Source organism: Nocardia sp. FDAARGOS_372, assembly GCF_002554515.1.
In the GTDB taxonomy this organism is placed as follows: domain Bacteria; phylum Actinomycetota; class Actinomycetes; order Mycobacteriales; family Mycobacteriaceae; genus Nocardia; species Nocardia farcinica.
Genome location: NZ_PDDW01000001.1, coordinates 5,356,461 through 5,383,094, shown reverse-complemented (window position 1 = coordinate 5,383,094; position 26,634 = coordinate 5,356,461). Strand labels below are relative to the sequence as shown.

Here is a 26,634-nt window from a genome sequence, read left to right as displayed (position 1 = left end):
CCGGCCCGACACCTCCGCAGCGTCGACCGCGCCTCCTCAGAGTTTCCTCACCGAACCCTTATCGGACTGCCAAAGACCGCCCATAGCGTCGGGGTCGCTTCACAGAAACACCCCGAAAGATCTGGAGGCACCATCCGATGAATCGTTTCCGCACCCGTACCCGCCTGGCCGCGCTCACCGCGGGCGCCGCCGCGAGCGCCGCGGTGTTGCTCGGCACCGGCGTGGCCGCGGCAGGCCCGCTGGAGTCGGCCGAGCCGCTGCTGAGCACCGACTGCACCTTCGCCCAGGTCGACGCGGCCCTGCACGCCGAGGCGCCGGAACTGGCGGCCATGCTCGACGCCTATCCCGCGCAGAAGGCCGAACTGCAGCGGCGCTTCGACCAGCCGGTCGAGCAGCGCCGAGCCGACTTCCAGATGCTGATCGAGCAGAACCCGGACCTGGCGGCGCAGGCGGAGAGCGATCCGCGGGCCGCCCAGCTGAGCCAGGCACTCGCCGCGGTCGCGGCGACCTGTCACAACTACTGATCGTCGGGTCGCCGGGGTGAACGTGGCTCCGGCGGCAGAATGGGTGGGGTGAGCACCTCCCCCACCCCGACCGTCCTCGTCGTCGACGACGACGAGGACGTGCTCGCCTCGGTCGAACGCGGGCTGCGCCTGTCCGGCTTCCACGTGCTGGTCGCCCGGGACGGCGCGGCCGCGTTGCGCAGCGTCAACGCCGACTGCCCCGACGCCGTCGTGCTGGACATGAACATGCCGGTGCTCGACGGCGCCGGGGTGGTCACGGCGTTGCGGGCCCTCGGCAACGACGTCCCGATCTGCGTGCTCAGCGCCCGCGCCTCGGTCGACGACCGCATCTCCGGCCTGGAATCCGGCGCCGACGACTACCTGGTGAAGCCGTTCGTGCTCGCCGAACTGGTGGCCCGGATCAAGGCGCTGCTCCGCCGCCGCACCGACGCGCCCGCCGCGGCGGCCACCCCCGGCGCGATCACGGTCGGTCCGCTCGAGGTCGACGAGGCGGGCTACCGGGCGCTGCTGCACGGCCGGGAGATCGAGCTGACCAAGCGGGAATTCGAGTTGCTGTCCACGCTCGCGCGCAACGCGGGCGTGGTGTTGAGCCGGGAACGGCTGCTGGAGCTGGTGTGGGGCTACGACTTCGCCGCCGACACGAACGTGGTGGACGTGTTCGTGGGCTACCTGCGCCGCAAGCTGGAGGCCGACGGCACGCCCCGGCTGCTGCACACCATCCGCGGCGTCGGGTTCGTGCTGCGGGCACCGAAATGAGCGCGCCGCGCCCGAAAGCCCGACGGCGGCGGACGTTCTCGCTGCGCACCCGGGTGGCGGGCGCGGCGGCCGCGGGCGCGGTCATCATCGTCACGCTGCTCAGCGCGGTGGCGGTGCGCGCCATCGAACGGATCAATCTGCAGCAGAGCGACCAGCAGTTGTCGGTCGCCTCGCGGCTGGTGCTGATCGACCCGGTGATCGCCGTCGGCGTGCTCGGGCTCACCGGGCTCAACGACGACATGGCCGTCACCGTGCGCGACGGCGGGGCGGTGGTGGCCAGCAGCCCGGTGCGGTTGCCCGATCTGCCGACCGGCTCGCGCACGGTCACCGTGTCCGGGACGCAGTACCGGGTGCTGACCACGACCGAGAACCAGCCGGCGGGTCGCACCGTCTCCCTGGGCATTCCGGCCGACGAGGCCGCCCGGGTGACCGCCGAACAGCAGCGCTGGGTGCTCGGCGGCGCGCTGCTCGCGGTCGCGGCGGCGGGCGCGCTCGGCTGGCTGCTGGCCGGGCGGGCCGTGCGGCCGATCGTCGACCTCACCGAGCAGGTCGGTGCCCGCAGCGCCTTCGGGGCGGATGACGCGCGCCCGCCGGTGGACGGTTCGGGGGTGCGCGAGTCCGAGCAGCTGGCCGAGGCGGTGAACACCATGCTCGCGCGGGTGGACCAGGCCCAGGCCGAGACCGCGGCGGCGCTGGCGACCGCGCGTGACTTCGCCGCGGTCTCGGCCCACGAACTGCGCACCCCGCTGACCGCCATGCGTACCGACCTCGAGGTGCTGCGCACCCTGGACCTGAACGAGGAGCAGCGCGCGGAGATCCTGGCCGACCTGCAACGCAGCCAGGGCCGGGTGGAATCGACGCTGGCCGCCCTGGAACGACTCGCCACCGGCGACCTGACCCACGCGCGCGACCACGTCGACACCGACGTCGGCGAACTGTGCGATCAGGCGGCGCACGACGCCATGCGGCACTTCCCCGGCCTGACCGTGCGCATCGACACCGACGCCGACCTGGTGACCCGCGGTCTCCCGGCCGGGCTGCGGCTCGCGGTGGACAACGCGCTGGCCAACTCGGTCAAGCACGGCGGGGCCACCGAGGCGGTGGTCTCGGCTCACCGCGGCGCCGACGGCGGCATCGTGATCGCCGTCGACGACAACGGCCGCGGTATCCCCACCGACGAACGCGAGTTGGTGTTCCGCCGCTTCTTCCGCGGCAGCCAGGCCAGCAAGGGCGGGTCCGGTCTCGGGTTGGCACTGGTCGCCCAGCAGGCCCAATTGCACGGCGGTCGGGCGTATTTCGACGACAGCCCGCTCGGCGGTGCGCGGTTGGTGCTGGAATTGCCGCAACCCGACCGCAATTCCGATCAGCACATCGATTCCGCCGGATTGCGTTCGCACTGAGGATTTCCCGGCGCCGACCGCGCCGGCCAGCCGGGTGAGCCTCAGAGAACTCTCAGAGAAATCCCATGGCGGCGAATATCTCTCGCCCTAGGGTCGGAATCCGTGAGCAGACTTCGTGCCCGGTGGGCGGTCCTTGTCGTCGGAATTCTCGCCGCCGGGGCGGTCGGCGCGGTCGCGTGTACCCGCACCGATCCGCCGCCGACCGGCATCGCCCTGGTCGACACCGATACCGGCCCGACGGGTGCCCGCATCGCGCAGTCGCTGACCAAGGATGGCGGCGGATACGACTGGACCGTGGTCGAGCCCGGCGCCGCGAGCACCGCGGACTACGCCGCGGTGATCACCCTGCCCGCCGACCTGACCACCGCGATGGGCTCGCTGGCAGGCCCGCAGCCGCAGCGCGCCAAGCTCACCGTGGCCACCCACGAGGACGCCGACCCGCACCTGGTCGACGGCGCCACCGCGGTGCTCACCAAACGGATCGGCGCCACCGGCGTTGATGCCGCCCTGACCGCGGTGGCCCAGGCCCGCACCCAGCTCACCGGCGTGCAGCTGACCGCGCAACTGTTGGGGGCCGGGGTGCAGGTCGCGGCCGCAGGCGCGGACCAGTTCAACGCCGGGGCGGAGCAGATGCTCGGATTCCTCGACTTCGCGAAGTCCGGCGCGGCCCAGCTCACCTCGGCCATCGAACTGCTGAACAGCACCGTCGCGGGTGCCACCGCGCAGGCCGAGCAGCTGGCCGCCGCCCTGGACAGCACCGGGGTCACCATCGCGCAGGTCGAGCAGTCCGCCCAGGCCGTGGGCAGCGGACTGGACCAGATCCTGCCGCTACTGCGCGGCCTGCCGTTCGCGGGCGACCCGGCGCTGGCCGACATCATCGGCAAGCTGGAGGGGCTGCGCGCGCTGGCGGGCCAGGCCGGTTCGCAGTTGACCGGGATCGGCACGCTGGTGGGCGGATCGGTGGATCCGGACACCGATCTGGGCACCCTGTTGCGCACGGTGGTCGACCGTCTCACCGCCGCGAGCGCCCAGCTCACCCAGGGTGCGGAACTGGCCGCCGGCCTGCCGCAGCTGGCCGAGCAGGGCGGCGCGCAGTTGATCGACGCGATGGGTCAGCTCACCGGTGGGGTCGAGCAGTTGCAGACCATCGTCACCAACCTGGGCACCCAGACGGGAAAGGCGATGGACGCACTGCCGGTGCGCAGCAGCGCCCAGCAGTCCGCCATCGCCTCGGCGTTGACCGATCCGGTCGAGATCGTCCGGGAGTGACCCGGGCACGATCTCAGGGGGGTTCCTCGCTCAGAGGTGGCTGATGTCGGACCAGCCCGCGACCTCGGCCGGCTTGCGCGGGCCGGGGCCGGTGTAGATGGCGGCCGGGCGGACCAGCTTGCCCAGCTGCTTCTGCTCCAGGATGTGCGCGCACCAACCCGCGGTGCGGCCGCAGGTGAACATCGCGGGCATCATGTGCGCGGGCACCTCGGCGAAATCGAGGATGACCGCGGCCCAGAACTCGACGTTGGTCTCGATCGCGCGATCCGGGCGGCGCTCCCGCAGCTCGGCGAGCGCGGCCTGCTCGAGCGCCGCGGCCACCTCGTAGCGCGGCGCGCCGAGGCGCTGGGCGGTGGCGCGCAGCACGCGGGCGCGCGGGTCCTCGGCCCGGTACACCCGGTGGCCGAAGCCCATCAGCTTCTCCTTGCGGTCGAGGATGCCCTTGACCAGCGCGCGGGCGTCGCCGGTCTTCTCGACCTCCTCGATCATCGGGAGCACGCGGGCGGGGGCGCCGCCGTGCAGCGGGCCCGACATCGCGCCGATCGCGCCGGACAGCGAGGCCGCCACGTCGGCGCCGGTGGAGGCGATGACGCGGGCGGTGAAGGTGGAGGCGTTCATGCCGTGCTCGGCGGCGGAGACCCAGTAGGCGTCGATGGCCTCGATGTGACGCGGGTCCGGGTCACCCTTCCAGCGGGTCATGAACCGCTCGGTGACGGTGTTGCACTCGTCGATCTTCTTCTGCGGCACGGCGGGCTGGTAGATGCCGCGCGCGGACTGCGCGACATAGGACAGCGCCATCACCGAGGCGCGCGCGAGATTCTCGCGGGCGGTCTGGTCGTCGATGTCGAGCAGCGGCTGGTAGCCCCAGATCGGCGCGAGCATGGCCAGGCCGGCCTGCACGTCGACGCGCACGTCGCCGGTGTGCACCGGCAGCGGGAACGGCTCGGCGGGCGGCAGGCCGTGACCGAACTCGCCGTCGACCAGCAGCGCCCACACATCGCCGAAGGTCACTCGGCTACCGACCAGATCCTCGATGTCGACGCCGCGGTAGCGCAGCGCGCCGCCGTCCTTGTCCGGTTCGGCGATGTCGGTGGTGAAGGCCACCACGCCCTCGAGACCGCTGACGAAATCGCTGGGTACGGTGGCCTGTCCACCGGGAACCGCGGGGCTGGTAGTCATGGTGTCGACTCTCCTTGCACTTCGGGTCGCATGAGTTCTCGCCGAGGGGGGTGGTGTTTCGCCGAGCACATGCCGATCACCAAAACCTTATCCCGCTGCTACCGCGGAGTAACGTCAGCCCCATGCGTGACCTGGACAATTCGGCGCCGCGCGCGGACCGGCCCGCCTCCGAGGCCGAGCACCGGGCGGCCCTGCGGCGGGTGGCCGCGGACCTGGCGGCCATGCGCGTCGACTACGGCGGCGTGCCCTCCGGTTCGGGCGAGGACGTCGATCTCGACGAGGCGTGGCTGGCCGGTGGCTGGGAACCGTTGCTGCGCAACTGGATCGAGCAGGCCACCGCGGTCGACATCGCCGAGCCCAACGCGATGGTGCTGGCGACCGTCGCGGTGGTGGACGGGGTGCCCCGGCCCGCGTCCAGAACCGTACTGTGTAAAGGGCTCTCGCCCGAGGGTGTGACTTTTTACACGAACTACGACTCGGCGAAGGGCACCCAGCTGGCCGCGGTGCCCTATGCCGCGGCCACCTTCGTCTGGCCCGCGCTGGGCAGGCAGGTGCACCTGCGCGGACCGGTCGAGCGGACCTCGGCCGAGCAGACCGCGGTCTACTGGCGCTCCCGGCCGCGCGACTCCCAGCTCGGCGCCTGGGCCTCCCAGCAGTCGAGGCCGATCGACTCCCGCGCGGCGCTGGACCGGGCGTTGGCCGAGGTCACCGCCCGGTTCGCCGGGGTCGAAGAGATCCCGGTGCCGCCGCACTGGGGTGGTTATCTGCTGCGGCCGGAGCAGGTGGAGTTCTGGCAGGGGCGGCGCGGGCGGCTGCACAACCGGCTGCTGGTGCGGGTCGCGGGCGAGCGGATGACGGTCGAACGGCTTCAGCCCTGATCGAGCGCGTGATATTTCCCACGGTTTCGGCCGCGGCCGGGCCGGGTACCGCTGGGCGGCGAATCCGGCGACCGGCGCCGCACCGGCCGTTCGCGCGGGTGGGCTGCCGGGGCGACGACCGACCCGGCCGACACCGCGACGCGCACCCGGGCGCGGGGCCCGCGGGGAGCGGGGTCACCCCGGCCCGGCGGCGGGGCACCGGAGCCTTTCCGACATTCGGCGACATGCCGATGACCAGGCAGATCGGGCCGTGCGCCGCCACTCACCCGCCCGCGCCGCCAATTGTGCGGCCGACCAGGCGAGTTCGAGCCCGACCGCGCCCCCGACCCGCGCTCCGCACCGGGCTCCGCGTGACCACCGCGCCGAGCGACCCACGGGCGAATCGGGGGGTCGCGAACGTGCCGCGACCACCCCGCGAGGAAAATCGGCACTGCGCCCCCTCATGCCGGGCGGGCGCATGTCAGCGACTAGCGTCTAGGTAATCGCACCGCCGTGCCGACCGCACTTCGATGCCGACGGTCCTAGCCTGAGAGGGATCCTTCCGTGCCCGAGAACCACATCGACGACGCCAAGCCGGTACTGAGTTACCCGGGCGGCGAATACGCCATGACGATCACCGAGGCCACCGAGGGCAACCACGGTATCGATCTGGGCAAAATGCTGGCCAGCACCGGATACGTCACCTACGACCCGGGCTTCATGAACACCGCCCCCACCAAGTCGGCGATCACCTACATCGACGGCGAGGCGGGCATCCTGCGCTACCGCGGCTACCCGATCGAGCAGCTGGCCGACTCCTCGACCTTCATCGAGGTCAGCTACCTGCTGATCTACGGCGAGCTACCCACCCAGGCCCAGCTCGACGACTTCACCGACCGGATCCGCCGCCACACCCTGCTGCACGAGGACCTCAAGCGGTTCTTCGACGGCTTCCCGCGCAACGCGCACCCCATGCCGGTGCTCTCCTCGGCGGTCAACGCGCTGTCGGCCTACTACCAGGACTCGCTGGACCCGCGCGACCCCGAGCAGGTCGAGCTGTCCACCATCCGCCTGCTGGCCAAGCTGCCCACCATCGCGGCCTACTCCTACAAGAAGTCGGTCGGCCAGCCGTTCCTCTACCCGGACAACTCGCTGACCCTGGTGGAGAACTTCCTGCGGATGACCTTCGGTTTCCCGGCCGAGCCCTACGAGGTCGATCCCGAGGTCGCGGCCGCGCTGGACATGCTGCTGATCCTGCACGCCGATCACGAGCAGAACTGTTCCACCTCCACCGTGCGCCTGGTCGGCTCCTCGGACGCCAACCTGTTCACCTCGGTTTCCGGCGGCATCAACGCGCTGTGGGGCCCGCTGCACGGCGGCGCGAACCAGGCCGTGCTGGAGATGCTCGACGACATCAAGGCCCAGGGCGGTGACGTCAAGGAGTTCATCCGCAAGGTCAAGAACAAGGAAGACGGCGTGAAGCTGATGGGCTTCGGGCACCGCGTCTACCGCAACTACGACCCGCGCGCCGCCATCGCCAAGAAGCACGCCGACAACATCCTGCGCAAGCTGGGCGGCGACGACGAGCTGTTCGAGATCGCCCAGGCGCTGGAGGAGGCCGCGCTGACCGACGACTACTTCGTCGAGCGCCGCCTGTACCCGAACGTCGACTTCTACACCGGCGTCATCTACAAGGCGATGGGCTTCCCCACCCGGATGTTCACCGTGCTGTTCGCGATGGGCCGGCTGCCGGGCTGGATCGCGCACTGGCGCGAGATGCACAGCGAGCCGCTGAAGATCGGCCGCCCGCGACAGATCTACACCGGGTATGGTGCGCGCGACTACAGCCGGATCACCGAACGCTGAATCAATCCACATCAACTATCGAAGGGGATAGCGAATGACCAAGCCGGTAGTCGAATTCCAGGCGGGCCCGCCGCCGACCGAGCTCGTCGTCAAGGACATCATCGTCGGTGAGGGCAAGGAGGCCGTGCCCGGCGGCACCGTCGAGGTGCACTACGTGGGCGTCGAATTCGATACCGGCGAGGAATTCGACTCGTCCTGGAGCCGTGGCGAGTCGATCACCTTCCCGCTGCGCGGCCTGATCCAGGGCTGGCAGGACGGCATCCCGGGCATGAAGGTGGGCGGCCGCCGTCAGCTGACCATCCCGCCGGAGCTGGCCTACGGCCCGGCCGGGTCGGGGCACAAGCTCTCGGGCAAGACCCTGGTCTTCGTGATCGATCTGCTCAACGCCAACTGAGCCGAGCACGCCGCACGGCCCGCGCTCCCGTCCGGGGGCGCGGGCCGTCGTCGTTCAGTCCTCGGCCACCGAGGCCGCCCAGTCCACCGCCACCGACTCGCCGCGGTCGACGGTGAAGAACGCCACCCGCAGGTGCTTGCCCAGGTCGACGAGCTCCAGCGCGGCCAGCGGCACCGGCTCGATCACCCGCACCCGCCACGGGCGCGGCTCGTCCCACGCGCGCAGTTCCAGGTCCAGCCGCAGCACCGGGTCGTCGCGGCCGCCGTAGTCGGTGGCGACGGGGGTGGCGGCCAACACCGTGGCCTCGGCGCGGCGGCCGTCGGCGAGGATGCGGGTCCGGCCGGTGGTCGCGTCGTCGGTGGTCTGGTCGACGTAGAGCACCAGGCGCGCGGGGTCGTCGGGGTCGATCCGGCAGCGCACGGTGTCGCCGGGGCGCATGACGGACAGGTCGGCGGGGCGGACGGGCTGGCGGACGGTCGCTTCGTAGGGCAGCCGGCCGACCGGCTGGACGCGGACCCGGAACACCTGCTCGGGTTCCGTCGCGCCGGATTGCCCACCGGCTGCCACCGCGCCCCCGGCGCGCCTGCGGGGCAACGGCCACGCCGTGCCGCGTACGCCGGGGCGCACGCCGAGGATCGTCGCGTTCCCCGGCGTTCCGCGCAGCAACAGCTCCTGCCGGACCGCCGCGGGAAGGGCGGTCCCGGTCGATTCACGGGCTCGTGCGCGGCGACCGCGCGGTCGCCATCCCGAGTTCGCTGCCGCCTTGCCCATGGGTCGATACGTTAGTCGCCCCGCGCCCACTGCGACCCTCGTCACACGGCCGGAACCGGACCGGCGTGTCCTGTCGGCGCCGACCCCCACCCGCTGTGATCGGGCAGGTCGGACACGCTTTACCCTGGTGCGCATGACCACTGCGTTCCCCACCATCCCCGACGACCTCAAGCCCGCCGACGGACGCTTCGGCTGTGGCCCTTCCAAGGTTCGCCCGGAACAGCTCGAGTCCCTCGTGCGGGTGGGCGGCTCGGTGTTCGGAACCTCGCACCGGCAGAAGCCGGTCAAGGATGTGGTCGCGCGCGTGCGCAGCGGCCTGCGCGAACTGTTCTCGCTGCCCGACGACTACGAGGTGGTGCTCGGTAACGGCGGCACCACCGCGTTCTGGGACGCCGCCGCGTTCGGCCTGATCCGGGAGCGTTCGCTGCACCTGACCAACGGCGAGTTCTCCAGCAAGTTCGCCGCCGTGGCCAAGGGCAACCCGTTCATCGGCGATCCCATCGTCGTCTCGGCCGAGCCGGGCAGCGCCCCCGAGCCGGTGGCCGACCCCGCTGCCGACCTGATCGGCTGGGCCCACAACGAGACCTCCACCGGTGTCGCCATCCCGGTGCAGCGGCCCGCGGGCTCCGAGCACGCGCTGATCGCCATCGACGCCACCTCGGGCGCGGGCGGCCTGCCGGTGACCATCACCGACGCCGACGTGTACTACTTCGCCCCGCAGAAGTGCTTCGCCGCCGACGGCGGCCTGTGGGTGGCGCTGATGAGCCCCGCCGCGCTGGCCCGCGTCGAGGAGATCAAGTCCAGTGGACGCTGGACCCCGGAGTTCCTGTCGCTGCCGGTCGCCATCGACAACAGCACCAAGGAACAGACCTACAACACCCCGGCGATCGCCACCCTGCTGCTGTTCGCCGACCAGATCGAATGGCTCAACGGCAACGGCGGCCTGGACTGGGCGGTCAAGCGCACCGCCGATTCGTCCTCGCGGCTGTACCAGTGGGCCGAGTCCAGCGAGTACGCCACCCCGTACGTCACCGATCCCGCGCACCGCTCGCAGGTGGTGGGCACCATCGATTTCGCCGACAGCGTGGACGCCGCCCAGGTGGCGAAGATCCTGCGCGCCAACGGCATCGTCGACACCGAGCCGTACCGCAAGCTCGGTCGCAACCAGCTGCGCATCGGCATGTTCCCGGCGATCGATCCGGACGACGTCAGCCAGTTGACCCGCAGCATCGACTGGGTCGTGGAAAAGCTGTCCTGACACCGGACGTTCCCGCGGCGCCGGCACCCGTGAAGGGTCCGGCGCCGCAGGCATTTCCGTGGCATCGGTGCGCCGACGAACATCTATACCCCCCAGTGAAATCCACAAACATTAGCGCTTTCTTCGCCACTTCGCGGATTATTCCGCCGCGTGTCTTGCCTCGAGACCCAGTTGTGTGCACTACTGTTGCCAACAGTGGGCGGTGTCGCGAGTCGACGCGATAAGGAGGTTGCGGTGCGTGAACTTCGTGTGATCGGGTTGACGCCCGACTCCACGCACATCGTGTGTGTCGACACCGAGTCCGGCCAGAAGTTCCGGCTCCCCGCCGATGACAAGCTTCGCGCCGCGGCGCGCGGCGACCTTGCCCGGTTCGGCCAGATCGAGATCGAAACGGAGGCGTCCATGCGCCCTCGCGATATTCAGGCCCGCATCCGGGCCGGCGCGTCCGTCGAGCAGGTGACCGCCGAGTCGGGGATGCCCGCCGCGCGCGTCGAGCGATTCGCCTACCCGGTCCTGTTGGAGCGGGCCCGGGCGGCCGAACTGGCCCAGAAGGCGCATCCGGTGCGTGCCGACGGCCCCGCCGTGGAGACCCTGATCGAGGTGGTGACCGCGGCCTTCACCGAGCGCGGGCACACGCTCGAGAACGCCGAGTGGGACGCCTGGAAGGACGAGAAGGGCTTCTGGATCGCCCAGTTGCAGTGGCAGAACGGCCGTTCCGAGATCGCCGCGCACTGGCGCTACCAGCCCGATGCGCACGGCGGCACGGTCGCACCGCTGGACGATCCGGCCGCCGACCTGATCGATCCGGACTTCGGGCGCGCGCTGCGCGGATTGGCGACGATCCTGCCGACCGAGCCCGAGCCCGAGCCGGCCGGGCCCGCCGAGCCGGTCGTGGAGCCGCGCGAGTCCGCCGCTGCCCCGGTCCGCCCCGCCCAGCCGGTGGTGGAGGAGTACTTCGAGAAGCGCGCCGTCGCCGCGGGTGGCGGTGCCGCGGCCATTCCGGCGGCGCCGGTGGCCGGGTCCGCGGCTGCGGTCGAGCCTGCGACGGCCGCGGCCACCGCGGACGCGGCCGCCAAGGCTCCGGCCGCCGACGCGACGCCCGAGCCCGCCGAGAAGGAACAGAAGGCACCGGCCAAGCCTGCGCGCGCCAAGCGCGGCAAGGCGCCCATGCCCTCCTGGGAGGACGTGTTGCTCGGGGTGCGCAGCTCCGGCCACTGAGCGGTGGCGGCACTCCCTTTCTCGGCACCGCGTGGATAACGATCCGAGCTGTTCGCGGTCCATTTTCCGGAGTGTCCGATTTTCCGGCACGTACCGTGGACACGTACGGTAGCGGAGAGTTCGCGAGGTGACTCGCGCAGCGATCGGAGGTGCCGGAAATGTTGTCCAGAGCCTCAACCGTTTGGTACGTCGACGCCGCCGACCCGCTGGCCGTGCTGCGTGCGAATCCCGATCCGGATCCCGGTGCGGCCCAGGCGCTCGCCAAGCAGCTGCACGAGGACTACGACGTGGTGCCGAAGATGGTCGGCACACTGGCCGGGTGCGCGGGCCCGGACGCCGACGAGGTCTACATCGGTTGCTATCCCGGCGTCACGGTGGTGTGCTCGCGGCAGGTGCGCCTGCCGAGGCCGACCGCGCTGCCGGAGTTGCTGATCCGCCCGCTGGCCTCCGAGCAGACCTACCTGGTGGCGTTCGACGTCACGATGGGCTGGGGGGCGTTCGCGCAGTGGGAGCGCGGCGAATTCCGTCGCGCGTTCTCCTCCTCGCGGGTGAACATCCTCGAGGACGAGGGTCTGCCGCTGGTGTGGGAGCGGCCGTTCTGGGCGGGTGAGCACCCGGTGCAGTGGCGCGCGGGCGAGCTGCCCGACCCGCAGTGCCTGCCGTTCGATCCGCCGGATTTCGCCGACGCCGCCAACAACGAGTGGCTGGGCTTCCACTACCGCGCGCCCGCGGCCGAGGGCGCGCTCGTGCCCGGCGACGTCGCGGTCTGCGGGTTCACCCTGGTGCCCAAGGGGCAGACGCTCACCGACGACGCACCCGACGACCCCGCCCCGCACTCACCGCCCCGCCCACAGCGGCGCGGGCTGCTCGGCTGGCTGCGCGGTGACCACGTGGGCTGATCCCCGCATCACAGCGCGGCGAGACCGGCGATGATCAATCCGAGCCAGCCGAGTCCGACGCCCACCGCGCAGCCGAGCAGCACCCAGCGGGTGACCGGGGTGTGCCGCCAGCGCCACGCCGTCGGCGCCGCGCCGCCGACGGCGATCAGGTTGATCAGCACCGCCAGCGCCGGATGCACCTGCGCCAGCGCGGCGCCGAACGCGTACACCGCGACGGTGGCCAGCGCGGCGACGAGCACCGTCACGGTGATGCCCGCCGCCCACGGGGTGGGGTCCTGCACCGGCGGATTCTCGGTCATGGTCACGCCCCTCATGCGGTCCGCACCCGTTCGTAGAAGGCCATCGCCGCGGCGGTGGCGACGTTCAGCGAGTCGGTGCCCGGCGTCATCGGGATGCGGGCGCGCACGTCACAGGCGCGCATCGCCTCGGCCGTGAGGCCGGGGCCCTCGGCGCCGAGCAGCAGGGCCACCCGCTCGCCGGTCATCGCGCTCGCCAGAGTGCGCGCGGTCGGATCGGGTGTCATCGCGATCAGCTGGAAACCGTGCTCGCGCAGCGTGGCCAGCCCGTCCGGCCAGGCGGGCACCCGGGCGAAGGGCACCCGCAGCACATGCCCCATGGACACCCGGACCGAGCGCCGGTAGAGCGGGTCCGAGCAGCGGTCGCCGAACAGGACGGCGTCGACGCCGAGCCCGGCGGCGTTGCGGAACATCGAGCCGAGATTCTCGTGATCGTTCACGCCCTCGAGCACGGCCACCGTGCGGGCCCGGGCCACCACCTCGGCCATGCTCAGCGCGGGCGGTCGGCGGGCCACGGCGAGCACACCGCGGTTGAGGTGGAAGCCGACGATCTCGGCCATCACCTCCGCGCTGGTGCGGTAGTAGGGCACCTCCACCGCGGCCAGGTCGGCGGCGAGTTGGTCGTAGCGCCGCGCCACGCCCAGCAGCGCACTCGGGGTGAACCGCGAGTCCAGCATCCGCTGCACCACGACCACGCCCTCGGCGATCACCAGTCCCTTGCCGCCGGGCAGGTCCGGGCGACGGTCCGCGTCGGACAGGTCGCGGAAGTCGTCCACCCGCGGGTCGGCGGGGTCGTCCACGTCGATCACTTCGGCCACGTCTCCATCCTGCCCGGTGGCCGCCGGGTGTCCGCGACCGCCTGCGGGCACCGCGCCGAGCTGGCATCCTGGAGAGCGTGAAGCCGATTCAGCTGGTGCTCAACATCCTGTGGCTGATCTTCGCGGGATTCTGGATGGCGCTCGGCTACATCGTGGCCGGGATCATCTGCTGCGTGTTGATCATCACCATCCCGTTCGGGATCGCCTCGTTCCGCATCGCCGCCTACGTGCTGTGGCCGTTCGGCCGCACCACCGTCGAGAAGCCCGGCGCGGGAGCGGGTTCGCTGATCGGCAACATCATCTGGTTCCTGGTGGCCGGGTGGTGGCTGGCGATCGGGCACCTGCTCACCAGCATCCCGCTGTTCGTCTCGATCATCGGAATCCCGTTCGGCTGGGCCAATCTGAAATTCATCCCGCTGTCGCTGTTCCCGCTCGGCCGCGAGATCGTCGACAGCGACCAGCCTTTCGGCGCGCGCTGACTCGGCCGCTACTCCGACTCGGCGACGATCTGCTTCATGATCGCCACCGCCTGCTCGAGCACGTCGAGCTGTTCGCCGGTGAGGCCGGACAGCTGCTCGGTCATCCATGCCTCGCGGGCACTGGCCTCGTCGGCGATCAGGGCGCGGCCCGACTCCGAGAGCGAGACGATGATCTGGCGGCCGTCGGTGGGATGCGGCTTGCGCTCCACCAGCTTCAGATCCGACAGCGAGGCGATCACCCGCGTCATCGACGGCGGCTGCACCCGTTCCTTGGCCGCCAGCGCGCCCGGTGTCATCGCGCCCTCGCGGGCGAGCGTGGCCAGCGCGGAGAGCTGCGTCAGCGACACCGGCGAATCGGTGCGGCGACCGCGCAGATGCCGCGTGAGCCGGACCACCGCCAGCGACAGCTCGCCGGCCAGGGCTCTCACATCCGATGGCGTCGTCACCCGCCAAACGATACGGGAACCGCCGGCGCCGCTGCGCACGATCTGTCCCGCTACGCTGGGGTGGTGACCCCGAACGTGCCGCAGATCCCGCCGCGGCTGACCGACCCGCGGCCCGTGCTCGCCGTCGGCAGCCTGCTGTGGCTGGTCGCGCTGGTCGTGGTCTGGGTCGGCGGCCCGCGGTGGGAGGCCGCTCGCCCGGTGTGCGTCATGGGCCTGGTCGTCGGCCTGATCGGCCTGGTGATCTTCCTGATTCAACGCCGCGCCGCCCGGCGCGGGGACAAGGGCGCCCAGACCGGGCTCTGAGCGCTCACGCGATGTCGAATTCGTCGGTGACCCCGGTGACCGGATGCCGGCTGCCGTCGGGGGCGAGCCGACCGGCGAAGTGCACGAACCGGTATCGGCCCGGTGCGGCGTCGGCGGGAATGTCCCAGGTGAACCGGGCGATCGAGGTGGCCGTGCCGGTCTTGCGCCAGTGGAAGCGGACCGCCCACTCCCCCTCGTTGGCCACGCGCACCCAGCCGTCCGCCGTCCGGCGCTGCACCTCGAGGAAGGTGCCGTTGCGGCGGGTGTCGTGTTTCGGGTGGGCCGAGACGAACTCGGCCACCACCTGCTCGCCCCGCGCGTAGCCGGGCGCGGGCTGGACGAGCACGTCGCCGAAGGTCCGGTCGGGTAGGGCGGTGTCCGGTCCGGGTGCGGGCACCAGATTCGGTTGCAGGTGGGACACGTCGCGCGGGGCCGGGCCGCGCGCGACCGTGCCGCCGGTGGCCAAAGCCGTTGCCAGCCGGGTGAATTCCTGCTGATAGGCGGGCAGTGTGTAGCGGCCGAACAGCGTCGAGCCGCCCTCGTACTGCTGGGCGTCGTACTCCTCGGGCGTGGTGACGTACTGGTGGTAGGCATTGGCGTAGCCCTGGAGCAGCACCTGCTCGAGGTCGACACCGAGCGCGGCGGCGACCGCGCGGCGCACCCGTAACCCCGCCACGATGGTGAACTCACCGCCCGCGGCCGCCAGGTACAGCTCGCCGATGCGCACCAGCTGGATCGGCACCACGTTCGGCACCCACGGCACCGGCGGCAGCAGGCCGAGCGGGGCGGCGATGACCTTGGGGGCCTGGGCATCCGCCAGCCAGGACGGTGCGGGGCGACGGGGGTCGCCGAGCGCGTCGATCAACGGATTGCGCACGCCCTCGGGGATGGGCGCGCCGGGCAGCCCGGGACCGTCCTCCACACTGCCCGCGATCAGCGAGACGCCCGCGGCGGCGGGCGCGGTGCGCCGCGGCTGCCCGTCCGGGGTGAAACGGCCGTCGACGGCGATGTCGGCCAGGTCGATGTAGCACAGCAGCGACTGGACCGGCCCGCGCACCGGAGCGGCCTGGGCCAGTGCGGCTTTCGAGGCCGCGTGCTGGCGTTCGCCGATGATCCGGGTGTTGGCGAACTCGTCGTCGGTGGGCCCGGAACCGGGGCGCAGGTTCAGGTTCGGTGACATGTCGCCCGCGTTGGTCTGGGCGAAGGCGGCGATGAATTCCGGTGCGCCGTCGAGGTATCGCACGCCGTGCTCGATGTGCTCGTGCGCGAAGGCGGCATAGCCCTTGTTGTCGGAGCTGATCAGCCGGTTCTGATTGGTCATCGAGGTGTTGTGGGTGGCGAACCAGGTGATCGCCCCGACCTCCCTGCCGCCCTTGCGGATCGACAGTGCGGTGACCGCCGGATCGATGGCGCCGGGGAAGTGCGCCCGGTCCTCGGCCGGATTGCGTTCGAACGCCACCCGGGAGCGGTTGACGCTCGCGTCGTGCAGTTCGGCCCGGCCGAGCGCGAGGGTGGCCGGGGAGAGATCCTCGTGCGCGGCGACGATCGCCTCGACGATCCCCTGCACCTCGGCGTCGTAGACCTGCTGCTGGAAGCCGAGCACCGACAGGTTGTAGGCGTAGTCGTGGCTGGCGCCGCCGCAGGTGGCGTGCGAGTGGGTGGAGGTGAGCAGCACGTTCTGCTCGGTGTAGCGGTCGCCGAAGCGACGGGCCAGTTCCAGCAGCACGCCGCGGTGCACCGACTGGAAGATCATCCCGTTCTCCGCGACCGCGAACACCACCCTGGCCGCACCCGCCTCGAAGATGAACGCGCGGGCTCGCGGCCGCAGGTGGATGCCCGCGGTGTCCTGGCCGAACTGTGAGTAGCCCATCATGCCGCACTCGGCGGCGGGACCGGTGATGTCGGAGATGCCGAGCCCGACCCGGTATCCGGAATCGGGTGCGGCGAGCGCGGGCGCGGCGGCGACGCCCTGGCCGACCGTGCCGACCGTGGCAAGCGCGACCGTGCCGACCGCGCTGCGCGCCAGCAGGGTTCGGCGGTCCAGTCCCGCGCGCTGTTCGCCCTCGATCGTCCTGGTCATCCGGCCTCCCTCCAGCCATCCGGTCATTCAGGCAGCGAACCACACAACTGGACGCTCGTCCAGTGCCGGAATCCAGCGGGGAGAATTGACTGTGCGCGTCACGAGCGCTTAACTCGCTGGGGTGTCCCCCCGATTGAGCGTCGAAGAACGACGGGCCCACCTTATCGAGGCGGCCATCGGCCTCGCCGAGAAAAAGGGCGTCGCGGGCGTGACCACGCGCGATGTCGCGCAGGCGGCCGGCGTTTCGCTCGGAGTTGTGCACTACTGCTTCGAGAACAAGGACGCGCTGATGACCGAGCTGGTCAAAGCGCTGTCCATGGAATTGCGCGATTCCGTGGACGCCGACGAAACGGTGTGGCAGGACGTCGGAAGCGGAAAAGATGCGCTTCAGAAATTGGTCCGTGCCGGACTGGAACTGATGTGGTTGAACATCGAAGCCACCCCGGAACGCCAACTGCTCACCTACGAAACCACCACCTACGCCCTGCGCGAAGGTGAGCAGACCCCGGCGAAATTGGCCATCGCCCGGGAGCAGTACACCTTCAACGATTCCACCGTCGCCGACATCCTCGATCACGCGCGCGACGCGACCGGCACGCAGTGGTCGGTACCCGTGCAGACGTTGAGCCGGTTCACCCTCAACGTGATCGACGGCCTGGTGCTGCGCTGGCTGGTCGACAACGACAGCGCCGCCGTGCGCGACCAGCTCGACCTCCTGGCCGAAATGGTCGCGGGGTACGCCGCCTGACCCGACCGCGCGCTCAGCCCAGGGGTTCGGGCGCCCGCACGTGCGTGGTCGTGCCCGTCCGCCACCACGGCACCTCGACCGTGCCGCGCACCGCGCCGTCCAGCCGGACCCGCAACTCCTCGTGCAGGACGAGATCGCCGTCCGCGGGGGCGGTCAGGGTTTCGCGCAGCACCACGGCGAGCGGTTCGGCCGCCCAGGTGGTGCGCCTGCCCTCGCCGAGCACCTCGGCCGTCACCGCCTCGGAGACCAGCGGGAGGTCCAACAGCGCGGCCAGCGAGTCGGCGGTGTCCGCGGCTCCGGCGACGAGCCGGTTCGGCGCCACCGCCAGGCCGAACCAGGGCGCGTCGAGCACCATCGCGTCGGCGGGATCGACGGCCGCGCCGGACAGGGCCCGCACCCGCTCGGGCGGTTCCAGGTCGCTCACCTCGAGCCGGCCGGCCTGCACGGCGGCGGCCAGCCTGCGGTGGGCGGCCGCGACGACGCCCGGCTCGGGGCTGCGATCCGGGTCGGCGAGGGCGGCGAGCAGCGCCTCGGCGAGATCGAGGTCCAGCGCTTCCGGATCGGCCAGGACCGGGCGCAGGGCGGCGAGTTCGGCCGGATCGAAGCCCGCGGCCGGGAAGTCGGGCAGCAGACCGGTGAATTCGGGATCGGCCGGATGCCGATGGTGGCCCAGCGGAATGCCGTCGAGGTGGGCGTGCCTGCGCAGCCACCAGGGCGTGTAGCCGCGGGGATCGGCCAGCAGGGGCCGGGTGCGCGGGTCGGCGGCCAACAGCCGCAGGGCGCGCGGCCAGGCGCGGTCGTCGATCAGGTCCAGGTCGCGAACCGCGACGAGGGTCGGCGGATCCTCGTCGAGCGAGGCCCACCAGGTCTCCTCGTCGTCGAGGTGGTGGTCCGGGCCGGTCGGGTCGGTCTCGGCGACGAGGGTGAAGTCCCAGCCGACCCCCACCGCGCGCAACGCCTCGGCGCCGTAGGCCTCGACCATCGCCGGGGCGACCGTCCCGAACGGCGCGTCGGCGACGAGCAGGTCCCGCAGCGGGGCGTCCGGCAGCAGCAACTCGTCGGCGGGCAGTGTGCCGCCGCTGTCGTCGGGCAGTTCCAGCATGCCGAGCCAGCCGTGCCTGGCCTCCGGCGCGACGTGCGGCGCCAGCCGCAGCACGGCGTCGACGGTGTCCTCGTCGTCGGGGCGGTCCTCGAGCTCGGCGCGCAGGGCCGGGTCGGTGAGCAGGTCCGCGGCCGTCGCCGACCGCGCGCCCAGCCGCGACAGCAGCGGATGCGCCGCCTCCGGATGCACCAGCCGCGCCCAGTGCAGTGGCACGACCTCCGCGAGCTGGTCGTCCAGCAGGACCGTGCGCGGGCCGGTGACCAGCCTGCCGTCGGCCAGCGGCACCGCCAGCGCCCCGAGTTCCTCGGCCGCGAGCGGATCCACCACGAAGGGCTCCAGCGCCGCGTAGAACTCCCGCCACCACGACGGCGAACGCTCCAGGCCCGCCGACAACTCCGCCAACCTGGCCAAGCCGAGGCGGTGGACGTCCAGCACCGCCAGCTGTTCGAGGTAGCGGGGGGTGGACAGCTCCGGCGGGACGAGCGGACCGGTCAGCTCACCGAGCACCGACGCGAGATCGGCGGTGAGGCCGGGCAGGACGCTCGCGCGGGTGGGGACGGCGACGCCGTGCGGGCCGGAGCGCGGCGAACCGTCGGGGCCCGGCTCGGGTCCGGTGATCCCCCGGTCGGCGAGGTCGGGGGCGAATCCGCCGGACGGAAGGACTTCCTCGGCGCGGCGCGATCGCGCTGTCTCGGGCGCGCCGAGGACGGGCAGCCAGGCGCGCGTGCGCAATTCGTGCAGCAGCGCCTCCCGGATCAGGCTGTCGGCTTCGCTGCGGGCGAAGCCGGGGGCAGGCACCAGGACGAGGCGGTCGAGTTCGGGGAGGGCGCGGGCGAAATCGGCGTAGCCCTCGGCGAGTTCGCGCACGCGGGCGCCGGGCAGCAGGCGACGGCGGTCCGGCTGCATGGGGATGTCGGCGATCAGCAGGGCGGGCAGCGAGAGTTCCTCGTCCGAGCGGGTCGGGGCGCGCAGCACGTCCGGGGTCGCGGGGACCGGACGGCCGTCACGAACCGGAAGGAGCCAGCGCGCTCGACGGGTTCGGAACTGCCACCACCGGCTCTCCCCCTCCGGGCCCGCGATCCGAACGTCCTCGATCCCGCCCGCGCCGTCGCGATCACCGGGCAATGCCACGGGAGCCGACCGGACGGTGAATCTGTCTGCGCCGATGTGTATTTCGCGCAGATCGGGGAGTTCCAGCAGGAGGTCGACGGCTTCGGCGCGCATGGCGGACAGCAGGGCGGCGGCATCCACGCCGGGGCGGAGCCGGAGCACGACCTCGGTGTCGGCGTCCGGGGCGGGTGGCGTGGCGGCGGGCCAGGCCAGGCGCAGCACCGGGGGCGCGGTGATCGTCGCGGTGATGCCGGACTCGCGGAGGGCGGCCCGGGTACGGTCGAGGGAGAAGTGCAGACCGCCGTGCCGGGAGCGCACTTCGATCTCGTCGCTCACCGAACGGACGGCGGTGAAACCGACGCCGAAGCGGCCGACCGCGGTGCCGGTCTTGCCGGAGGCACGCAGAGCGGTGAGCGCGTGCACGCCCGAAAGATCCAGCGGAGCACCGGTGTTGGCGATGTGCAGCTCGGCGCCGTCGATCCGGACCCACACGGTGCCTGGCACGCCGGCCCGAGCGGCGGCGTCGGCGGCGTTCTGCGCCAGCTCGGTGAGCAGCCGGTCGCGGTAGCCCGCGCGCACCAGATCCGCTTCGGTGGCGGCGTCCTCCCGCAACCGGGTCGGGGAATCCCGCCACGCCGCGAGCACGCCCGCGCGCAGCCCCGCCGTCCCGAACGGATCCGCCGAGCCGCTCAGCTCTGCGCCGATGACGACGCCTCCGGCCGCACCGCGCCCGGCGCCTCGCCCCCGAGCGCGATGCGCGGCGCCGAATCCTCGTCCACCGGATCGGCGGGCGCGGCGGCCTCCTCGCTCGGAGCGGGGTCGGCGGCGACGTCACCCGAACCGCCTTCGGAGCCAGGCGCTTCCGATTCGCCGGCGGCCGTGGCAGCCACCCCGCCGACGCGGGCGGGGGTGCCTGCGGCCGTCGTGTCCCCGGACGCGGCCTGCGCGCCACCGGACTCCCCCGCGTCCCCGCGCAGTTCCTCGACCGGGATGACGTCGACGGCCGCGTCGTCGTACGCCTCGTATCGGGGCGACCCGTCGCCGGTGGGCAGTTCGACGTCGGAATGCGCGCCGCAACCGTATTCGACGTGGACCACGTGCCCGTCGGCACCCATCGCGTTGCCGCACACGCCGAAGGCGGCACGCAGCGAACCGGCCAGCGGCAGGTAGAAGCCGCAGGTGCCGCAGGTGGCGGGCGCCGCCTTGGCCATCTCGGTGTCGGGGCCGTGCTCGGCGTACCAGCGCTCGGCGGCTTCGAGGCGGCCCTCGAGGCTCATCACCTTGGTGCGGCCCAGGCCGACCTCGCGGGCGAGCTCGTCGATCTCCGGATCGCCGTTGGCGACGTAGCCGGGCACCAGGCGCGGGTCGTCGGCGGGCGGGGCCAGCAGGTCGCCGGGGGCGAGGTCGCCCGGGCGGATGCGCTGCTCCCACGGCACGAATTCGGGTGCGACCAATGCCTCGGGGCCGGGCAGCAGCGCCGACTCGCTCACCGTGGCATGCGCGGCGCCGGGCGGCGCGGCCACGACCACCGCCCACTGCCAGCCGCGATAGCCGGGCAGGGTGGCTTCGAAACGGTGGGTCGCGGCCGTCTCGTCCTCGGCCGTGACGCCGAGGTAGGCGCCGACCGCGTCCGGTTCCAGCTCCACGAGCGCACGGCGAGCCAGGTCAACGGCATCGGCCAGGACGGGCCGCACGTCGGGCTCGGAAACAGAAACTGCGCTCACGGCCTACATTTTGCCGTATGGAACGCAATCGGCGTTCGTCGGCCGTCGCGGTGCTGGTCGGCGCGCTCGTCGCGGCCGGATGTGGCCGGCCCGCCGACCCCGCACCCCGGCTGCGGATCGAGGTGGTCGCCACCCGGCCGCACGATCGGACCGCCTTCACCCAGGGCCTCGAGGTCGCCGGCGGCGTGCTCTACGAGGGCACCGGGCTCACCGGCCGCTCGTTCGTGCGCGCCACCGACCTGGCCACCGGTGCGGAACTGGCGCGGGCGGACGTGCCCGGCGAGTACTTCGGCGAGGGGATCACCAAGGCCGGCGCGACGCTGTGGCAGCTCACCTGGCGCGACGGGGTGGCCTTCGCCCGCGATCCGGCCACGCTGCGGGTGCTGCGCGAGGTCCGTTACGAGGGCGAGGGCTGGGGACTGTGCACGCGCGGCGAGCGCCTGGTGATGAGCGACGGCAGCGACACGCTCACCTTCCGCGACCCGGAGACCTTCGCCGTCACCGGCACCCGCACGCTGCGCGACCGGCGCGGCGCCCGGCTCAACGAACTGGACTGCGCCCCCGACGGTTCGGTCTACGCCAACGACTATCCGAGCAACCGCATCCTGCGCATCGATCCCGACACCGGCGAGGTCACCGGGGTGGCCGACACCGGCGGCCTGCTCACCCGCGCCGAACGCGCCGACGCCGACGTGCCCAACGGCATCGCCGCGCTACCCGGCACCGACCGGTTCCTGCTGACCGGCAAGTACTGGCCGACGATGTTCGAGGTCCGCTTCGTTCCCGAGTGAGGGTGGGTTCGCTCACCTTCGCGCGCCACGACGAGCGCGGGTGAACCGCCGACCGCGTTGTACGCCAGAATTGAGGGGTGACTACTCCGCGCGATCCCTACGGTCCCGAGCGTGGTCCGTGGGATGACGAGGAGACGCCGCCGATCGAACGGCATCCCGGCTACGACCGGTATCCCCCGCCCAACGCGCCCACGCGGCGCCGCAGGCCGTTGCCGCCGCTGGACCCCGACCGCTACACCGCGCCGCCCCCCTTGCGCCCGCTCGGGAAACGGGGTGGACCACCGGAACACGACCCGGGGACTCGGGGATCGACGAGCCGGGTCGACAAGCCGGTGCGGCGGACCTCCCCGCAGCTTCCGCCAGCCACCGATGCCGTGGACGAGCAGGCCGAGACCGGCCCCGGCGCGCCGCGCATGCCGCGCAAGCTGACCGTCACCAGGGTCGCCGCGATGCGCTCGCGTCAGCTCACCGAGAAAGGCATCGCCACCTTCCAGCGCGCCGCCAAGGCCGACGGTGCCGACAAGTCCGGGCTCACCGCGCTGACCTACGCGACGATGGCGAACTTCGCCCTCGACGCCGCCATCGCCGTCGCGCTGGCCAACACCCTGTTCTTCGCCAGCGCGACCGCGGAATCGAAATCGAAGGTCGCGCTGTATCTGCTCATCACCATCGCGCCGTTCGCCGTCATCGCACCGCTCATCGGCCCGTTGCTCGACCGGTTGCAGCGGGGCCGCAGGCTGGCACTGGCCACCTCCTTCGCTGTGCGCGCGGTGCTGGCCGTGGTGTTGATCCTGGAGTTCGACACCTGGGCGCTGTATCCGCTGGCGCTGTGCATGATGATCGGCAGCAAGTCGTTCTCCGTCCTCAAGAGCGCGGTCACACCCCGGGTACTGCCACCGGAGATCGATCTGGTCCGCACCAACTCCCGGTTGACGGTCTTCGGCCTGGTCGGCGGCACCATGGGGGCGGGCTCGGTGGCGGCCCTGGTGGCGGCGCTGGCCGGGTCGACCGGCGCGCTGGTACTGGCCGGGTTGATCGCCGCGGGCGGCGCCTATCTGAGCCTGCGCATTCCACGCTGGGTGGAGGTGACCGAGGGCGAGGTGCCCGCGACCCTGACCTATCGCGGCGACGACACCCGCACCGAGGTGCTGGCGCCCGGTGCGGAATCGGCGGTGCCGCCGCGCAAGCGCCGCCAGCCGCTGGGCCGGGCGGTGGTGTCCGGGTTGTGGGGCAACGGCACGATCCGCGTGCTCACCGGCTTCCTCACCTTCTACGTGGCCTTCGTCGCCAAGGCCACCGAGCACCGTCCGTTGCAGCAGGCCACCATGCTCGGCGTGGTTGGCGCGGCCGCGGCGATCGGCAATTTCACCGGCAACGCCACCGGCGCCCGCATCCCGCTGGGCAGGCCATCGGTGATCGTCATCGGCTGCACGTCGGCCTGCGCGGCCGTCGCGCTGTTCGCGGTGTTCACCGACAACCTGCTCGGCGCGGCGGTGGCGGCGCTGGTGGCGGCCGCGGCGAGCGCGCTGGCGAAGGTCTCGCTGGACGCCTCCATCCAGGACGACCTGCCGCCGGAGTCGATCGCCTCCGGGTTCGGCCGGTCGGAGACGGTGCTACAGCTGAGCTGGGTGATCGGCGGCGCGGCGGGGGTGCTGCTGCCGACCGACTACTGGAAGGGCTTCGCGGTGGTGTCGGGAATACTCGTGCTGGGGCTGATCCAGACATTCCTCAGCTACCGCGGCCACAGCCTGCTGCCCGGCCTCGGCGGCAATCGACCCCAGCACGCCGAACAAGAAGTCCCGGCGGCGCACACCGCGCGCGGGCAGACCACGACCAGCCGACCAGCGACGGGAGATCCGATCCGTGAGTGAGCCGAGCAGCTCCAGCCGACCGACCGAACCGGGGACGCGCTCGTGAGCCGCGGCCGGGGACGCCTGATCGCCGCGCTGGTGGGCGCGGGCCTGTTGCTGCTCGTCGCGGTGGTGGCGGGCACGGTGGCGCTGGCGGTACGCGACGCGCCCGACCACGATCCCGAGATCACCGCCTACGCGCACGGCCGGGCGGTGACCGTGCCGCCCTACCAGTTCTGCGACCTGCGCCTGCTCGACGAGGAGCGGCTGGAGATGTCGAACTGCAGGCAGGGCGAGCCGGTCGAGCTGGAGGTGCCGCCCGGCTACCCGTTGCAGCTGTCGCTGCCGCGCGATATCGCCGACGCGCCGTGGCTGGCCTACCTGGTCTACGCGCTGCCCGACGACACCACCGTCACCGAGGTGATCAGCCACAAGGACCACCCGAAGGGCACGCCCGCGCTGACCATCGATTCCCAGCCCGCGCCGGAACTGCGTCTGGTGGGTGTGGAGATCCAGCTACCGGTGCCCGCGATCGACGAGTTCGGCCGCGAGACCACCGTCCCGCACGCGTCCTGGAGCATCAGCACCCAGCCGCGCGCGGGCGAGGCCGGCGATCAGTGATCCAGCTCCCGCGCGACGGCGCGCACGACCTCGGAAATGGTGCGCGCCGTCTTGCGGTCGGGGTAGCGACCCTTGCGCAGGTCCGGCTGCACCTTCGTCTCGAGCAGGGTGATCATGTCCTCGACCATGCCGTGTAGCTCGTCGGGCGTGCGGCGCGGGCCGGAGGGCTCCTTGCGGCCCCGGTCCTGGCCCTGCCGCAGCGACGGCGGCGCCTCGATGAGCTTGAGGCTCAGCGCCTGCGGGCCGCGACGGCCCGCGGCCATTCCGAACTCGACGCGCTGCCCCGGCTTGAGCCCTTCGACCCCTTCGGGGAGCGCCGAGGAGCGGACGTAGACGTCCTCACCCTCGTCCTGGGAAAGGAAGCCGAAGCCCTTTTCGACGTCGTACCACTTAACCCTGCCGGTCGGCACTGCGCTCACCCGTTCATCGTTCGACACTCGAACCCATCTGGTCCGAGCACATCCGTCTGCTCGAAGCCACCGCGCGAGAGCCGCGCGGGACAACTTCGGCCAGTTTGCAAAAGAACGCGCCCCACAAGCGGTGCAGGACGCGATCGGTGTCGAGTCTACCCCGGTGGCGATACGCCGAGCACATCAGTTTTACGGTGCTGCGGTGACGAACTCTCGACAGTCGGCCACCTGGTTGCTCAAGCTGGCGCTCACCCTGTTCACCGTCGGCCTGGTGGCGATCATCGCGATCTTCCTGACCCCGATCCTCACCGACGGCGAGCCGGGCCTGTGGCTGTATCTGACGGCCATGCTGACCCCGCTGGGTTTCCTCTGCGCGATCGTGTTCGCGCTGTGGTCGGGCCGCCGCGCCCGCTGAAGGCCGCCCTCCGGGATACCCGCGCGGTGATCGTTACCGATCGTATTGTGATCCTCCTCACATAACGGCGAGGTAACGGCGCGGGCACGGCGGCGCAAGGCCCGCCAGACCCCACTTCTAGCTGCGCAGACGCCCTCCGCGAGTGTCCGATAACGCCCTGAGACCGGTCCGTACACGCCGGTTACCAAATAGTGATTTTTCGCGGCGATCGTCGTACGGTCTATCCCAGCCGGGGACACCCGGCACCACCGGCCCGCCGCACCGAACCTCGCCCCGCGGGTACCGGACCCCGACGGAGCCAGGGGCGAGGGCGGGACGGACGACCTCTCAGTCCGAACCCGAGCGAATCCTCGCAGGTGCGTACGAGAGGAAGACACCCGATATGAGTGGACGCCATCGCAAGCCGACCTCCACCGGGCGCACCGTTGCGAAGGTCGCCGTCACCGGCGCGATCTTCGGCACCGCCAGTGCCGCCCTCGCCGGAAACGCCAGCGCGGCTCCCGACTCCGACTGGGATCGCCTCGCGCAGTGTGAAGCAGGCGGCAACTGGGCCATCAACACCGGCAACGGTTACCACGGCGGCCTGCAGTTCTCGCCGAGCACCTGGACCGCCCACGGCGGCCAGCAGTACGCACCCACCGCCAACCAGGCCACCCGCGAAGAGCAGATCGCGGTCGCCGAGAAGGTGCTCGCCTCGCAGGGCTGGGGCGCCTGGCCGTCCTGCTCGGCCGCGCTCGGCCTGAAGAGCAGCGCCACCCCGCGTGAGGTGCCCAGCGCCCCCGAGACCCCGCGCTGGAACCCCGCGCAGCCCGCACCGCAGGCCGCGCCCGACGCCAACCAGGAACTGTTCCAGGCCGTCGACCGCGCCATCGCCACCGTGCAGCAGCAGGGCGTGCAGATCCCGCAGCCCGCGCTGGACTTCTTCAACGCCGCCAAGGCCAACAACGTGCAGCTCGACCCGCACGTGGTCAACTTCTTCGAGGCGAACAAGGGCCTGCTGCCCTCGTAATCCTCCCCCGAACACGAATCAGGCCCCCGCCTTTCGAGGCG

Annotated in this window: 27 protein-coding genes; 18 read left to right on the top strand and 9 right to left on the bottom strand. The window is 71.8% G+C overall.

From position 1 onward, the window contains the following. Positions 1–137 precede the first annotated feature (137 nt). The 4 genes from CRM89_RS25320 (at position 138) to CRM89_RS25305 (ending at position 3,949) form a co-directional block, all read left to right on the top strand. Positions 138–524, top strand: a complete 387-nt coding sequence (locus CRM89_RS25320; RefSeq protein ID WP_011207197.1) for a hemophore-related protein — start codon at positions 138–140, stop codon at positions 522–524. Positions 525–563: 39 nt separating this feature from the next. After that, complete coding sequence (locus tag CRM89_RS25315) at positions 564–1,280, top strand: response regulator transcription factor (RefSeq protein WP_011207196.1); 717 nt, start codon at positions 564–566, stop codon at positions 1,278–1,280. Then, positions 1,277–2,680, top strand: a complete 1,404-nt coding sequence (locus tag CRM89_RS25310) for a sensor histidine kinase KdpD (RefSeq protein ID WP_098086483.1) — start codon at positions 1,277–1,279, stop codon at positions 2,678–2,680. The genes CRM89_RS25315 and CRM89_RS25310 overlap by 4 nt, the downstream gene beginning before the upstream one ends. A gap of 102 nt (positions 2,681–2,782) precedes the next feature. Then, positions 2,783–3,949 (top strand): hypothetical protein, encoded by a 1,167-nt coding sequence (locus tag CRM89_RS25305; protein ID WP_098086482.1) that lies wholly within the window; start codon positions 2,783–2,785, stop codon positions 3,947–3,949. A gap of 30 nt (positions 3,950–3,979) precedes the next feature. Here the strand turns inward: CRM89_RS25305 and CRM89_RS25300 are convergent, their stop codons facing one another. Then, the gene (locus CRM89_RS25300) at positions 3,980–5,128 is read right to left on the bottom strand and encodes a citrate synthase 2 (protein WP_011207193.1); all 1,149 of its coding nucleotides are present in this window, start codon (positions 5,126–5,128) and stop codon (positions 3,980–3,982) included. A 122-nt stretch (positions 5,129–5,250) separates the two neighbouring features. Between CRM89_RS25300 and pdxH the strand changes: the two genes are divergently transcribed. From pdxH to CRM89_RS25285, 3 genes are all read left to right on the top strand, one after another. Further along, positions 5,251–6,006 (top strand): pyridoxamine 5'-phosphate oxidase, encoded by a 756-nt coding sequence (pdxH, locus tag CRM89_RS25295; RefSeq protein ID WP_371392018.1) that lies wholly within the window; start codon positions 5,251–5,253, stop codon positions 6,004–6,006. 543 nt (positions 6,007–6,549) lie between these two features. Beyond that, complete coding sequence (locus CRM89_RS25290; RefSeq protein WP_011207190.1) at positions 6,550–7,851, top strand: citrate synthase; 1,302 nt, start codon at positions 6,550–6,552, stop codon at positions 7,849–7,851. A gap of 34 nt (positions 7,852–7,885) precedes the next feature. Then, positions 7,886–8,245, top strand: a complete 360-nt coding sequence (locus tag CRM89_RS25285) for an FKBP-type peptidyl-prolyl cis-trans isomerase (protein ID WP_011207189.1) — start codon at positions 7,886–7,888, stop codon at positions 8,243–8,245. Positions 8,246–8,299: 54 nt separating this feature from the next. On the opposite strand, the gene CRM89_RS25280 is transcribed toward CRM89_RS25285, so the two are convergent. Beyond that, positions 8,300–8,911: a hypothetical protein gene (locus CRM89_RS25280; RefSeq protein WP_098087118.1), complete on the bottom strand. Its 612-nt coding sequence runs from the start codon at positions 8,909–8,911 to the stop codon at positions 8,300–8,302. 238 nt (positions 8,912–9,149) lie between these two features. Here CRM89_RS25280 and serC point away from each other — a divergent pair, with 238 nt between their 5' ends. The 3 genes from serC to CRM89_RS25265 all read left to right on the top strand — a co-directional run bounded on the left by serC (position 9,150) and on the right by CRM89_RS25265 (position 12,391). Further along, positions 9,150–10,274, top strand: a complete 1,125-nt coding sequence (serC, locus tag CRM89_RS25275) for a phosphoserine transaminase (protein ID WP_041559824.1) — start codon at positions 9,150–9,152, stop codon at positions 10,272–10,274. 234 nt (positions 10,275–10,508) lie between these two features. Continuing rightward, complete coding sequence (gene sepH, locus CRM89_RS25270) at positions 10,509–11,492, top strand: septation protein SepH (RefSeq protein ID WP_086839439.1); 984 nt, start codon at positions 10,509–10,511, stop codon at positions 11,490–11,492. A gap of 158 nt (positions 11,493–11,650) precedes the next feature. Next, the gene (locus tag CRM89_RS25265) at positions 11,651–12,391 is read left to right on the top strand and encodes a hypothetical protein (protein WP_086839437.1); all 741 of its coding nucleotides are present in this window, start codon (positions 11,651–11,653) and stop codon (positions 12,389–12,391) included. A gap of 8 nt (positions 12,392–12,399) precedes the next feature. Here the strand turns inward: CRM89_RS25265 and CRM89_RS25260 are convergent, their stop codons facing one another. Together CRM89_RS25260 and CRM89_RS25255 are read right to left on the bottom strand one after the other, a co-directional pair. After that, the gene (locus CRM89_RS25260) at positions 12,400–12,690 is read right to left on the bottom strand and encodes a DUF2537 domain-containing protein (protein WP_041560634.1); all 291 of its coding nucleotides are present in this window, start codon (positions 12,688–12,690) and stop codon (positions 12,400–12,402) included. Positions 12,691–12,701: 11 nt separating this feature from the next. Next, a complete protein-coding gene (locus CRM89_RS25255) occupies positions 12,702–13,505 on the bottom strand; it encodes an RNA methyltransferase (protein ID WP_098086481.1) in 804 nt (267 codons plus the stop codon). 86 nt (positions 13,506–13,591) lie between these two features. Between CRM89_RS25255 and CRM89_RS25250 the strand changes: the two genes are divergently transcribed. Further along, positions 13,592–13,984 (top strand): YccF domain-containing protein, encoded by a 393-nt coding sequence (locus CRM89_RS25250; RefSeq protein ID WP_216363011.1) that lies wholly within the window; start codon positions 13,592–13,594, stop codon positions 13,982–13,984. Between the two features lie 8 nt (positions 13,985–13,992). Here CRM89_RS25250 and CRM89_RS25245 read toward each other — a convergent pair whose 3' ends face one another. Beyond that, the gene (locus CRM89_RS25245) at positions 13,993–14,430 is read right to left on the bottom strand and encodes a MarR family winged helix-turn-helix transcriptional regulator (protein WP_011207181.1); all 438 of its coding nucleotides are present in this window, start codon (positions 14,428–14,430) and stop codon (positions 13,993–13,995) included. A gap of 63 nt (positions 14,431–14,493) precedes the next feature. On the opposite strand from CRM89_RS25245, the gene CRM89_RS25240 reads away from it, so the two are divergent. Next, positions 14,494–14,733 (top strand): DUF2530 domain-containing protein, encoded by a 240-nt coding sequence (locus CRM89_RS25240; protein ID WP_062954269.1) that lies wholly within the window; start codon positions 14,494–14,496, stop codon positions 14,731–14,733. A gap of 4 nt (positions 14,734–14,737) precedes the next feature. On the opposite strand, the gene CRM89_RS25235 is transcribed toward CRM89_RS25240, so the two are convergent. Further along, the gene (locus CRM89_RS25235; RefSeq protein WP_098086480.1) at positions 14,738–16,813 is read right to left on the bottom strand and encodes a neutral/alkaline ceramidase; all 2,076 of its coding nucleotides are present in this window, start codon (positions 16,811–16,813) and stop codon (positions 14,738–14,740) included. Positions 16,814–16,946: 133 nt separating this feature from the next. Between CRM89_RS25235 and CRM89_RS25230 the strand changes: the two genes are divergently transcribed. Next, complete coding sequence (locus tag CRM89_RS25230; protein ID WP_220276344.1) at positions 16,947–17,561, top strand: TetR/AcrR family transcriptional regulator; 615 nt, start codon at positions 16,947–16,949, stop codon at positions 17,559–17,561. 13 nt (positions 17,562–17,574) lie between these two features. Here the strand turns inward: CRM89_RS25230 and CRM89_RS25225 are convergent, their stop codons facing one another. Then, positions 17,575–20,418, bottom strand: a complete 2,844-nt coding sequence (locus CRM89_RS25225; RefSeq protein ID WP_098086479.1) for a sacsin N-terminal ATP-binding-like domain-containing protein — start codon at positions 20,416–20,418, stop codon at positions 17,575–17,577. A 44-nt stretch (positions 20,419–20,462) separates the two neighbouring features. Further along, positions 20,463–21,497, bottom strand: coding sequence for a DUF3027 domain-containing protein (locus tag CRM89_RS25220; RefSeq protein WP_098086478.1), 1,035 nt, complete (start codon positions 21,495–21,497; stop codon positions 20,463–20,465). 17 nt (positions 21,498–21,514) lie between these two features. On the opposite strand from CRM89_RS25220, the gene CRM89_RS25215 reads away from it, so the two are divergent. The 3 genes from CRM89_RS25215 (at position 21,515) to CRM89_RS25205 (ending at position 24,759) form a co-directional block, all read left to right on the top strand. Next, positions 21,515–22,288, top strand: a complete 774-nt coding sequence (locus CRM89_RS25215; protein WP_098086477.1) for a glutaminyl-peptide cyclotransferase — start codon at positions 21,515–21,517, stop codon at positions 22,286–22,288. Between the two features lie 77 nt (positions 22,289–22,365). Next, positions 22,366–24,159 carry an MFS transporter gene (locus tag CRM89_RS25210; RefSeq protein ID WP_098086476.1) on the top strand — a complete coding sequence of 598 codons (1,794 nt, stop codon included), beginning with the start codon at positions 22,366–22,368 and terminating at the stop codon, positions 24,157–24,159. Between the two features lie 42 nt (positions 24,160–24,201). Further along, complete coding sequence (locus tag CRM89_RS25205) at positions 24,202–24,759, top strand: DUF2771 domain-containing protein (RefSeq protein ID WP_011207172.1); 558 nt, start codon at positions 24,202–24,204, stop codon at positions 24,757–24,759. On the opposite strand, the gene CRM89_RS25200 is transcribed toward CRM89_RS25205, so the two are convergent. Continuing rightward, positions 24,753–25,169: a cold-shock protein gene (locus tag CRM89_RS25200; RefSeq protein ID WP_011207171.1), complete on the bottom strand. Its 417-nt coding sequence runs from the start codon at positions 25,167–25,169 to the stop codon at positions 24,753–24,755. The two genes, CRM89_RS25205 and CRM89_RS25200, sit on opposite strands and share 7 nt — an antisense overlap. Positions 25,170–25,371: 202 nt before the next feature. Here CRM89_RS25200 and CRM89_RS25195 point away from each other — a divergent pair, with 202 nt between their 5' ends. Together CRM89_RS25195 and CRM89_RS25190 are read left to right on the top strand one after the other, a co-directional pair. Further along, the gene (locus CRM89_RS25195; protein ID WP_041559821.1) at positions 25,372–25,584 is read left to right on the top strand and encodes a hypothetical protein; all 213 of its coding nucleotides are present in this window, start codon (positions 25,372–25,374) and stop codon (positions 25,582–25,584) included. 382 nt (positions 25,585–25,966) lie between these two features. Beyond that, positions 25,967–26,593 (top strand): transglycosylase family protein, encoded by a 627-nt coding sequence (locus tag CRM89_RS25190; RefSeq protein WP_011207169.1) that lies wholly within the window; start codon positions 25,967–25,969, stop codon positions 26,591–26,593. The last annotated feature ends 41 nt before the right edge of the window (positions 26,594–26,634 follow it).